The following is a 10,273-nucleotide window of genomic DNA, read 5'->3' on the forward strand; positions in this document are numbered from 1 at the left end:
CTGCCTCCGGTCAAAGAAAAACGCCCCCGGCAACCGAGGGCGCTTGGTTCAGACTTTTTCGTCTTCTCGCCTGAAGGCGCCCTGAATGATCCGGTCCATGACCATTGCAAGGAACAGAATGGCAAAACCGCCCAGCAGCCCCGGCCCTTTGGCCGCGAATTGCAACGCTTCAAGAATTTCCTGCCCCAATCCGCCGCCACCGATCAGCGAGATGATCACAACCATGGACAGGCACATCAGAATGGTCTGGTTCACACCCGCCATGATCGAAGGAAGCGCCAGCGGTATTTCAACATCCTTCAGCTTTTGCCAGCGCGTCGCGCCAAAGGCATCCGCCGCTTCTTTGATGCTTTCAGGCACACCCCGCATCCCAAGCGCAGTCAGGCGGATCACCGGCGGCATTCCGAAAATGATCGTGGCCAGAATGCCGGGTGGGTTGCCGGTACCAAAGAACGCGATGATGGGGATCAGGTAAACGAAAGCCGGCAAGGTCTGCATGAGGTCCAGCACAGGTTCGGCCATCCGGTAGGCGCGTCGCGACTTGCCGAACCAAATGCCCAGCGGAATGCCGATCACAACACACAGCAACACCGCGGCCCCGACCAGAGCCAGCGTTTCCATAGCCAGCGCCCAGTACCCAAGCAGTGCCATGTAAGCCATCGCCGCGACTGTAAATACCGCCACGCGCGGACCCGCTGATCGCCATGCTGTCACGGCAATGACCAGCATCACGACCGGCCATGGGGTCTCATTCAATGCGATGGTCAAGCCGTCCAGTACGGTACGAACCCCCGTGACGATGCCATCGAAGACATCGTCGCCGGCAATGGCCGCGGCATCGATACGAACCTCCATCCAGGACGCCACAGCGCTGAAGAGTGTCCCGTTGCCCTCACCCAATACGTATTCCGAAACCTGACGGTCCGGAAAAGCCTCAAGCGCGGCCATCGACGCGTTGACGGTAAAGCGATAGATGACCAGCGGTGCGATCGCAAAGGTCAGAACAGCCCCCAAGACAGCGTTACGCGTTGACCGCCCGCTTTCGGTATGGTCAGGGTCTATCCGCCAGCGAGAGTATTGCTTTTCATAAACGGTGTTGGCGTAGAGCCCCTGAATCAGTTTGAAAAACGCCAGCATTATGAGACCTGTGATCATAATGCCGGTTGCTTCGGCCTGCGCCTGTTCGACCCGTTCCAGATTAGTGTCGATGGCGCGCTGCATGTTGTCCGCAAGCTTGGTAAAGCGATCAATGTCGGCCTGGTCCGTCGCTTCTGCAGCTTGCTCCAGACGGCGTTGCATAGTTTCTGTCTGTGCGGCCGCGCGTTCCAGGAATTCAGACCCCGGCGTGCCCCACAAACCACGCCCGATCTGCACCCAGGCAATGATCTCGAGTATCAGAAAGGCCCAGAACATCCCCCAAATCGCGCGCGATGACGCCCAAAGCGGGCCCAGAACCGCAGCCCACAGATTGAACGTGCGGGGCAAGAAACTGGTGTTGTCGTGGATTTTGTGGAACGTCTCAACGTAGTAGTCGCCATTTGGCCCTGCGAATTCCTGAATCGAGCGATCCAGCGCATCGCGGTCGACTTCGATATCCGAGGCGGCGGTGACCTTTAGTTCCGTCGTTGCATCAGTCATTTTTGCCCCCCTGAATACCGCGCAGCAAACGTGGTTTGGTGACAACGCCCACGTCGCCACCCGCATCCGTTATCACAACCGGCAAGTCTGAACTGACAGCAAGATCAATCAACTGGTCCAGATCGGCCCCTTCATCGGCGCGCGGAGCACCTTCAAGGCTGCCCGAATAGCTCTCCATCGGTTCCATAATCGAATGGGCCTTGACCAGCTTCAGCTTGGAAATCCCCTGAACGAACTCGCGCACGTAATCGTCGGCCGGGTTCATCACGATATCTTCGGGGGTCCCGATCTGAACGATTACACCGTCTTTCATAATGGCGATGCGATGGCCGATGCGGATGGCTTCGTCCAAATCATGCGTAATGAACAACGTGGTCTTTTTCAGCTGTGCCACCAGAGCCTTGAACTGATCCTGCAATTGTAGCCGGATCAGTGGGTCGAGGGCCGAGAACGGCTCGTCCATCAACAAAATCTCGGGGTCTGAGGCCAAAGCGCGAGCGATACCCACGCGCTGCTGCATCCCGCCTGACAGCTCTTTTGGCAGGCGGTCCTCATAACCTGTCAAATCCACCAGTCCCAGCGCGTGATCAGAAACCGCCCAACGCTTGGACTTTGAAACTTTGCGGATTTCCAGCGGGTAGGCCACGTTATCGCGCACCGACCGGTGCGGCATCAGGGCCATGTGCTGAAAGACCATACCAATCTGCTGAGCACGGATGCGGCGTAGCTCGGCCTCTGAAATCTTAGAGACATCCTGCCCCATGATTTCGATCTTACCCGCCGTCGGCTCAATCAATCGGTTGACATGGCGCACCAGTGTCGACTTGCCAGAGCCAGACAGGCCCATGATACAAAAGATCTCTCCACGCGGCACTTCGAAGGTTGCGCCCTGAACACCGACGACGCAGTTGTATCTTTCCAGAACTTCGGGTTTACCGATCCCCTCACTCCGAACCGCGGCCATGGCCTCTTCGGCGCGCGCGCCGAAGATTTTCCAGACATTTTCCAGTTTTACGACAGGATCGTCCATTTGCCCCTCATCTGCGGGGTTTGCCCCCGACCTATAAGCAAAGGGCCGCCGCGATTTATCGCGACGGCCCCTCGGAGTTGAACTTTAGTTCGTTAGCCAGCCGATAACGGTGTCTTCGTTATTGGCCACCCACTCGCGAGCAAAATCAGCGGCCTCCATGTTGTCCACAGCCAACGCCTTGCCCATCGCGCTCAGATCGTCGCCGTTCATCTGATAGTTACGGAACAGGGCAGCAACCTCTGGATAGCTTTCTTCCAGCTCTTTGGCGTAGTGCAGGTGAAGTGTGGCACCATTCCAGGCCGACGACGCCTCGGATTTTGCCAGCCAGTCCGGATCGTCTGTGGGCTGGACGATGGTCCAGGTTGCAGGGTCGTGGGCTGGCTCTTCCAGAACTGTCAGATCCTGCGTGACAAAGATGTAGTGCGGGCTGTAGCAGAACCCGATCCATGGATCACCCGCCTTTGTCGCATTTGCGAGGTTGGCATAGGCAATCGTTTCTTCATATTCGGTCAGATCAAAAATCTGGTCATAGCCATAGGACTTGGCCCGGATTTTTTCCACTACGGTCGACGCCCAGCCGGGTGCCCCGATCCATACTTCGGGGGTTCCATTGCCGTCGGTGTCAAAGATCGCCATCTTGTCCGGATCGCTGAGATCGTCGATGGACTTGATATCATACTTCTCGGCAATGCTTGTGGGAACGCACATACCCTGCTCGGCCTGAACCGGGTTTTCGTTCATCACAACGGTACCGTTGTCTTTGACATAGGTGTCATGCAGGTTCTGCTGGTTGGGCATCCAAACCTCGGGATGAACGTGCATTGCACCGGAATCCATCGCCTCAAACACAATCGGATTTGTGCCGTTCTGCAGTTCAACATCCAGGCCAAGGTTATCTTCGATCACAGCTTCAAGGATATGCGCAGTCGCATTGACCGAAGCCCAGTTCGGTACGCCAATCACGATATCTGCCGCAAGCGCAGGACCTGCGGCGATAACGGTTGCGCTTCCCATAAGCGTGGCTAGTTTTTTCATCTGGTATCTCCATGTTGGGTGTTCACAGTGCTGTTTTTTTCGACTGCTGTCGGATCCGCACTTTGCAAACTGTGTCGGAAAGCAACAACTTCCCGGTTATTAGGCCAGCAGCTTTACACGCTGGGTTGGCAGCAAAATTGAAGCATAGCGATGCGCCACCCATCAAGCATTACGTCAGACAAAAACGTGTATCCGGCATTATCATAGATTTGTTTTTGTTTTTTCGAATAAATTTTCAGCGCTCTTGAGAAACCGCACTGGGCAAAGCCTCGCTCCAGCGCCTGATTTCATCCAAAAAACCCAGCGCTGTGCGCCCCAACTCTGTAACCGAATATTCAACCGAAACCGGTGAGGTCTGCAAGACCTGCCGACTTACCAACCCCTGCGCTTCAAGCTGGCGCAGGCGCTCGGTGATCATCTTTTTGCTGGCCCCGCCGATCATACGGGACAAATCGTTAAATCGGACCGGCCCGTCCTTGAGGTGCCACAATATAGACCCCGTCCATTTACCACCTATGATGCGCATGCCACGTTCAACCGCACAAGGTTCCAGGCAAGCATCGACAGCTTGACGCCGCCCGCTTCCGTCTACGTTGACCTTTGCGCGCATGACATACCCCTTATTCAAACACTAGGTTACTAAAAGTATACTGGTTGCTTTTTGTCTCCACCACCCCCAACTTTCGACAAACAACGGCTAAGCCTATTTTCCAAGGACAAAAGCATGAGCAACATTCTCATTCTAAACGGTACGCAACCCTACCCCTCTGCGCCCGGCAAACTAAACGCCAGCTTGACTGAGGCGGCGCGGGCGCAGTTGGTGGCCATAGGTCACAATGTCAGGGTCACGACGGTTGCCGAGGGCTATGACCTCCAATCCGAGATCAATGCGCATCTTTGGGCAGATACGATCATCATGCAGTTTCCCGTAAACTGGATGGGTGTTCCATGGGTTTTCAAAAAATACATGGACGAAATTTACACGGCTGCAATGGATGGCCGCTTTGCAAACGGCGACGGCCGGACCAGCCAAGAGCCCACGGCGAATTACGGGACGGGTGGCTTGTTGCACGACAAGAAATACATGCTCTCAGTCACATTCAACGCCCCACGGGACGCATTTGAGAATCCGGCCGAGCCCTTCTTTACCGGTGACAGCGTAGACGATCTGCTGAAACCGATCCACCTGACGGCCAAATTCATGGCTTTGCAGCCATTACCCACATTTGCCGCATTCGATGTTATGAAGAATCCGACGATCGAGGCAGATTTCGCGCGTTTCCAAACACATCTGAACACCATTTTCAAAGAGGTCGATCATGTCGCAGCCTGATATCCATCTATACACCGCAGGTACTATGAACGGTTACAAACCGGTTATCTTCCTGGAAGAGGCGGGCGTGCCGTATGACCTGACGCATATCAACTTTTCCAAACAGGAACAGAAAACACCCGAATTCCTGGCGCTCAACCCCAATGGCAAGATCCCGGCGATCTATGACCGAACGGAAAACCGCGCGATCTTCGAAAGCGGCGCGATCCTGTGGCATCTGGCCGAGAAATACGGACAGTTCCTGCCATCGGATCCGGTCAAACGGTCCGAGGTCATGCAGTGGCTCTTGTTTCAGGTCGGGCATATCGGTCCCATGATGGGACAGGCCATGTATTTTCAACACATAGCAGCCCCCAACGGGCATCATGAGCCATTCTCGATCCGCCGCTATGTAGATGAAAGCCGCAGACTGCTGGAAGTGATGGACGCACGGCTTGAGGGGCGCGAGTGGATTGCAGCAGACGAATACACAATCGCAGACATGATGCTGTACCCGTGGGCCCGCGCTTATGTCTGGGCACGCGCTTCGGTCGAAGGTTTGCCGCATCTGAACGATTGGTTCGAGCGTATCGACGCGCGGCCCGCAGTCCAGAAAGCCCTGACAATCCCCAAGGCGAACCCTCAGTTTTGGGACGCAAATGCCGACGCGTCAGATTTTGCCAAGGAGAATGCCGCGCGTTTTGCAGGCGATGTTAAACCCGAAACTTAAGTGCATGGCCACACCCCGTTCCATTCATTCCTCACCCTAGACAAATGCGTTCGCGCGTAAGAACCTGTGCGAAATCAAAAAATAGGGAGTCGTTTGAATGAAACGGATTGCTTTGACGGGTCTGGCCTTGGTTTTCTCAGCTTCCTCGGCGTTTGCCGCAGGCGGTGAAACCTGTGCGGCAGGTAAGACCTTGACCGATGGCACTTTGACGATCGCCACAGGCAACCCAGCCTATTACCCTTGGGTCATGAACGACGCGCCGGAAAGCGGCGAGGGGTTTGAGGCTGCGGTTGCCTATGCCATCGCAGAAAAGATGGGGTTTGACAAAGACAGCGTCAGCTGGGTTCGCACCAGCTTTGACGAAGCCATTCAACCCGGTGCAAAGAACTTCGACTTCAATATGCAGCAATACTCGATCACACCCGAGAGAGAGGAGATGGTCGATTTCAGCCTGCCCTATTACACGTCTGCCATGGCTGTTCTGACCACGCAAAACGTTGTCGACAACGGCGCGCAAGCGACGCTGGAGGGTCTGAAAGGGTTGAAATGGGGTGCCGTGGCGACGACAACCGCAATTCCCATGCTGAACAACGTGATCCAACCGTCGGATGATCCGCTATTGTACAACGACAATGCTGATGTAAACGCCGCCATTATGGCCGGTCAGATTGATGCAGCGCTCTATGATTTGCCAACTGCACTGTACCTGTCAGCCGTGGTGGTAGAGGGCGGCGCGTTGCTGGGTCAGTTCCCAGCCGATCAATCGGAAAGCCCCGATCAGTTCGGTCTGCTGATGGAAGAAGGTAACGCTTTGAAAGAATGCGTCGATGCCGCCATTACGGAACTGACCGAAAGCGGCGCGCTTGCCGCAATAGAGGCCCAGTGGCTGTCCGAGGCGACGGGTGTTCCGGTCATCAAGTAAATGAACGAAACCTCAGTGCAAAGCGGCTCGTCCGAACACCCGTCCTCGAAGCCAACGCGCCGGGATCTGTACGAGGCGGGCGTACGACGAAAATCCAACCGGATCGCTCTGATCTCGACAGTCAGTGTTATCGTTGCACTGATCGTTCTCATCCCGCTTGCTCCGGGCTGGGACGCGGTTCAGCGCGCGTTCTTCAATGGCCGGGTGTTCGCTGCCACCTTTCCCGGGTTGTTGGACGCTTTTCTAGTGAATGTGATGATCTTTGCATGGTCTGCGCCGCTTATCGCGATCACCGGCTTGGCAATCGCACTTTGCCGGGACACACGTGCGCCAGCTTTGTTTCCGCTACGTTTGTTCGGAATAGCCTATACCGACATATTCCGGGGCCTTCCCGTCGTCCTTGTCATCTACATAATAGGCTTTGGCATTCCGGGTCTGGGCCTGCCCCGGCCTTGGAATAGCCCTTATATCTGGGGAACCCTGGCGCTGGTTCTGGTCTATTCGGCCTACGTGGCAGAGGTCATCCGTTCTGGCATCGACTCTGTGCATCAATCGCAACGATCCGCCGCGGCATCGCTCGGCCTAAGTGACGGTGACACGATGCGGTATGTGGTGCTGCCACAGGCCATACGCAACGTGGTTCCCGCCAATATGAACCTTTTCATCGCCTTGCAGAAAGACGTGGCACTTTTGTCGTTCATTGGCCCGGTTGAGATTTTTCGTCAGGCCGGTGTCTATAAATCTCTGTACGCCAATTTCACACCATATGTTGGCGCCGCACTGATCTTTCTGGCGCTGACCATCCCGGCCACGCGATACGCTGACTATCTTATGAACAAACAAAACAAGGCGCGCACATGAAGGCAAAGCTATCTTTGCGCGGCGTTCGAAAGCGGTTTGATGAACACGAGGTATGTAAGGGCATCGATCTCGATGTCGCCGAAGGTGAGATGGTCTGCCTGATAGGGGCATCCGGGTCTGGCAAATCCACACTTCTGCGCTGCATGAACCTGCTGGAACCAATTGATGACGGGACGATCTGGTTGGATGGAGCTGATATCTCCGAACCCGGCCTGGATCCCCAACCCGTACGCCAAAAGATCGGCATTGTGTTTCAAAGCTATAACCTCTTCCCTCACATGACCGCCGCAGAAAACGTAATGCTTGCCCCCCGACGTGTACACGGACTAAGCCGAGACGCCCTGCGCCCAAAGGTGACGCAGCTTTTCACACGCTTTGGCTTGGGCGACCGGATGCAACACTACCCGGACCAGCTATCCGGCGGTCAGCAGCAGCGCGTGGCAATCATTCGTGCACTTGCAATGGAGCCCCAGATCATGCTTTTCGACGAGATCACAAGCGCTCTGGATCCCGAACTGGTCGGTGAAGTCCTGGACGTTCTTCGCGACTTGCGCAAGCAGGGCATGACGATGGTTCTTGCCACCCACGAAATGGGCTTTGCCCGAGAGCTTGCTGACAAAGTGTGCTTCCTGGATGCCGGACGCATCCTGGAACAAGGTCCACCCCAAGAGCTTTTCACCAACCCACGCGAAGCGCGCACCAAGGCGTTTTTGTCGCGGGTTCTTTAGGGGAAGACATGAATGTCGCCAGCGGTCTGCCGGACAAGCAGCCCTTCGTGGAACCATACCCTCGCTAAGCTCTGATCAGAATTCGTGCTTTAGCTGCCCCAATGACTTTCTTACGCAAAGCCTAACATCACGGAAGCGGCTCCAGTTTTTGAGGCCGTATCTAATTTCTAACCAGACACTCTTTCGCCAAAAGTTCTACAGGTTGTGTGGTGGCCTCTGGTCTGGCTCGATTGGAAAGTGAAAGCTAAGGTACGCATCTGCGGCTTTGAAAAAGCGCGGTTATTTGATGAATAAAAAAATCCGCACTTATTCAGTAACTACATACAGGTTCTGGATTGCGCTAGATCGCGCAACCGATTGGAAACCGCCCAACGCTTGTTTGGCAGTTAAGGTTCGGAGGGGAATTATCCCCCTCCGCCGTTTTTTTAGGTTTTCGCGAAAACTAAGACGAAACCCCGTTTCGCAACATGGGTCATACGAAATCGAATTGGTCGCCTGAAAGCAAAGATGTCGACGTAGATGGTTCGTCCGCATCCAACGCGTTGACCTCACCATTTACGGTACCGTCATTGTTGTACTCGTCCAGCGCGTCCAAGATGTCCTTGCCTCCATCTTTCCAGGCGTCACTTTTCGCCTTTACGATGGGACCATTCAAATCAAACTTGGAATCCCCGTTAGGGACGGGTGCACCATCTGCGTTCTCCAGCAGCCAATCCACAGCCTCATCCAGCCAGAATTCGGCGTCATCGCTATCAATGTCTGCATCACCATCTGTGATTGAGTTTCCAGCCAGGTAGTTCAACCAGGTTGCAACGGCTTGTCGCCCAACATCATCTATTTTGTTTTGTTTTGACGTGTCAGCCTCGTTCCGGACTAGATCAAGCGCGTCATCGAGATCAACCAAGATTACCGTTTCGCCATTATCGGCATAACCATTCTTGTTGTAGTCCCCGATGAGCAATGCATCTACGGTGTCTAAGTCGTTGTCTGGATTATAGATTTCGTCATTCTCATCTATATCTCCGTCTCCGTCACTGTCGTAACGAACGTTGTACGTCAGTTCACCATCAGGAAATTCATCTTTCTCAGGTTCGATTTCATTACCTTCCACTCCATCCCAGTAGCTGAGCAGCTTAAAGCTGTTCCCCCATCCACCAGGAGTACGCACGCCCGGACCTTCGTCTTCAAGGCCGAAATAATAGGCCGGGTCGTCGTCAGAAGCACCTTGATCAGTTGTGACGCTCGCCGTGTTCAGATGTTGACCAGCCGTGATCGCTAGCGAGTATTCCAGATATGCACTTTCACCCACATCCAAAATACCGTCTTGGTCGCCAGACTCGATAAGAGTAAAGCCCGACAGATCGATGTCTCCAGTCGAGCTATCGAAATCGGTAATCGTGAGACCTGTCAGCGTCACGTTGCCAGTATTGGTCAACTCAATACGGAAAGTTGCGTCTCCACCGGAAACTTGAGCTTCTGGGCCGCTGGGATCATTTGCATCCTGAAAACCGTTTCCATCACCAACATCGACAAGTTTTACGAGGTCGATACCAGGCAGGTAATCAATCGGCTGCTGCGCGCTGTCAGAGACCTCATCCGTCTCCGCGCTGTTCGCCGTGGCCGTGTTGTCGATGCTGTTGTCATCATCGTCATCGCCAAGGTCGTCAGGCTCAAGATCCCCCTGGCTGTCCACATCCGCCTGCGTGATCGTGTAAGACCCCATATAGGTCTCTTCAGCACCCACCGCGAACGTCTCGCCAGAGGCCAGAACACCCCCAAGAAGCGGGTCCTCAACCACAACATCCGTCAGCGTCACATTCCCTGTGTTCGTCACCGTGATGCTGTAGTTGATCTCATCACCCGCATCCGTGAACCCGTTCCCGTTCACATCCGTAACGCCCGTGATCGTCTTCTCAATCTCAAGATCAGGCAGGTAATCAATCGGCTGCTGCGCGCTGTCAGAGACCTCATCCGTCTCCGCGCTGTTCGCCGTGGCCGTGTTGTCGATGCTGTTGTC

General features: G+C 54.8%; 10 protein-coding genes. 5 read left to right on the forward strand and 5 right to left on the reverse strand.

Annotation, left to right across the window (positions count from 1 at the left end; genetic code table 11):
- Window positions 1-48: 48 nt before the first annotated feature.
- The 4 genes from ACR0BD_RS19485 to ACR0BD_RS19500 form a co-directional block, all read right to left on the reverse strand.
- Complete coding sequence (locus tag ACR0BD_RS19485) at window positions 49-1,638, reverse strand: ABC transporter permease (RefSeq protein ID WP_480700189.1); 1,590 nt, start codon at window positions 1,636-1,638, stop codon at window positions 49-51.
- Entirely contained in the window at window positions 1,631-2,668 is a 1,038-nt protein-coding gene (locus tag ACR0BD_RS19490; protein ID WP_480700190.1) for a quaternary amine ABC transporter ATP-binding protein, read from the reverse strand. Before ACR0BD_RS19490 ends, ACR0BD_RS19485 begins: the two co-directional genes overlap by 8 nt.
- Before the next feature lie 84 nt (window positions 2,669-2,752).
- Entirely contained in the window at window positions 2,753-3,703 is a 951-nt protein-coding gene (locus tag ACR0BD_RS19495) for an ABC transporter substrate-binding protein (RefSeq protein ID WP_480700191.1), read from the reverse strand.
- A gap of 235 nt (window positions 3,704-3,938) precedes the next feature.
- Complete coding sequence (locus ACR0BD_RS19500) at window positions 3,939-4,313, reverse strand: winged helix-turn-helix transcriptional regulator (RefSeq protein WP_480832921.1); 375 nt, start codon at window positions 4,311-4,313, stop codon at window positions 3,939-3,941.
- A gap of 114 nt (window positions 4,314-4,427) precedes the next feature.
- Between ACR0BD_RS19500 and ACR0BD_RS19505 the strand changes: the two genes are divergently transcribed.
- From ACR0BD_RS19505 to ACR0BD_RS19525, 5 genes are all read left to right on the forward strand, one after another.
- The gene (locus ACR0BD_RS19505; RefSeq protein ID WP_480832923.1) at window positions 4,428-5,036 is read left to right on the forward strand and encodes an NAD(P)H-dependent oxidoreductase; all 609 of its coding nucleotides are present in this window, start codon (window positions 4,428-4,430) and stop codon (window positions 5,034-5,036) included.
- Window positions 5,023-5,745: a glutathione S-transferase family protein gene (locus tag ACR0BD_RS19510; RefSeq protein ID WP_480832925.1), complete on the forward strand. Its 723-nt coding sequence runs from the start codon at window positions 5,023-5,025 to the stop codon at window positions 5,743-5,745. The genes ACR0BD_RS19505 and ACR0BD_RS19510 overlap by 14 nt, the downstream gene beginning before the upstream one ends.
- 97 nt (window positions 5,746-5,842) lie before the next feature.
- Window positions 5,843-6,667, forward strand: coding sequence for an ABC transporter substrate-binding protein (locus ACR0BD_RS19515; RefSeq protein WP_480832926.1), 825 nt, complete (start codon window positions 5,843-5,845; stop codon window positions 6,665-6,667).
- Window positions 6,668-7,528, forward strand: coding sequence for an amino acid ABC transporter permease (locus ACR0BD_RS19520; protein WP_480832928.1), 861 nt, complete (start codon window positions 6,668-6,670; stop codon window positions 7,526-7,528).
- A complete protein-coding gene (locus tag ACR0BD_RS19525) occupies window positions 7,525-8,256 on the forward strand; it encodes an amino acid ABC transporter ATP-binding protein (RefSeq protein ID WP_480832929.1) in 732 nt (243 codons plus the stop codon). The genes ACR0BD_RS19520 and ACR0BD_RS19525 overlap by 4 nt, the downstream gene beginning before the upstream one ends.
- Before the next feature lie 472 nt (window positions 8,257-8,728).
- On the opposite strand, the gene ACR0BD_RS19530 is transcribed toward ACR0BD_RS19525, so the two are convergent.
- The coding region (locus ACR0BD_RS19530) for a DUF7507 domain-containing protein (RefSeq protein WP_480832931.1) at window positions 8,729-10,273 on the reverse strand (1,545 nt) is incomplete at its 5' end.

It is taken from the genome of Ruegeria sp. G5 (genome assembly GCF_056533365.1).

Bases quoted from the DNA above. Each gene is read 5' to 3' on its own strand.
- ACR0BD_RS19485 (WP_480700189.1), bottom strand. From the start codon at position 1,638: ATGACTGATGCAACGACGGAACTAAAGGTCACCGCCGCCTCGGATATC.
- ACR0BD_RS19490 (WP_480700190.1), bottom strand. From the start codon at position 2,668: ATGGACGATCCTGTCGTAAAACTGGAAAATGTCTGGAAAATCTTCGGC.
- ACR0BD_RS19495 (WP_480700191.1), bottom strand. From the start codon at position 3,703: ATGAAAAAACTAGCCACGCTTATGGGAAGCGCAACCGTTATCGCCGCA.
- ACR0BD_RS19500 (WP_480832921.1), bottom strand. From the start codon at position 4,313: ATGCGCGCAAAGGTCAACGTAGACGGAAGCGGGCGGCGTCAAGCTGTC.
- ACR0BD_RS19505 (WP_480832923.1), top strand. From the start codon at position 4,428: ATGAGCAACATTCTCATTCTAAACGGTACGCAACCCTACCCCTCTGCG.
- ACR0BD_RS19510 (WP_480832925.1), top strand. From the start codon at position 5,023: ATGTCGCAGCCTGATATCCATCTATACACCGCAGGTACTATGAACGGT.
- ACR0BD_RS19515 (WP_480832926.1), top strand. From the start codon at position 5,843: ATGAAACGGATTGCTTTGACGGGTCTGGCCTTGGTTTTCTCAGCTTCC.
- ACR0BD_RS19520 (WP_480832928.1), top strand. From the start codon at position 6,668: ATGAACGAAACCTCAGTGCAAAGCGGCTCGTCCGAACACCCGTCCTCG.
- ACR0BD_RS19525 (WP_480832929.1), top strand. From the start codon at position 7,525: ATGAAGGCAAAGCTATCTTTGCGCGGCGTTCGAAAGCGGTTTGATGAA.